This is a genomic window from Knoellia aerolata DSM 18566 (assembly GCF_000768695.1).
Lineage (GTDB): Bacteria > Actinomycetota > Actinomycetes > Actinomycetales > Dermatophilaceae > Knoellia > Knoellia aerolata.
Genome location: NZ_AVPL01000194.1, coordinates 1 through 381, shown reverse-complemented (window position 1 = coordinate 381; position 381 = coordinate 1). Strand labels below are relative to the sequence as shown.

At 75.1% G+C, this 381-nt stretch carries 1 pseudogene; it reads right to left on the bottom strand.

What is annotated here, in order from left to right:
- Positions 1-381: pseudogene (locus tag N801_RS21445) on the bottom strand (hypothetical protein); the annotation flags it as partial.

The following is a 381-nucleotide window of genomic DNA, read 5'->3' as shown; positions in this document are numbered from 1 at the left end:
CGGTGGAGCCGAGACCGCCGACCTCGGTCAACCGGGGCGCCGGGGGTGACCCGTCGGTATCGGTCGGGTCGGTGGCAGCGGTCGCGCGGTTCGAGGATTCGGCCGTATGGGTGCCGGCCGGGACGTCGTGGGCTCGGACCGTGCCACGGCACTCGTCGGGCGTGGCGTCGCCCCGCTTCGCCGGGGTGGCGGCTGTCGCAGCCTCCGCGGCGGTGGCGCGCTTCGCCTTCGCGGCGGTGGCGCCGTCATGGATGTCGGTGTCGGTGTCACGTGGCGTGGTGGGCGTGGCGGCATCAGCCCGGCTGGTCTCCGCTTCCGTGTGGGTGCCGTCAGCTTGGGGAGCGGCGGGTGTGGGGGTGTCGGCGGGGATGGTGGCGTGGA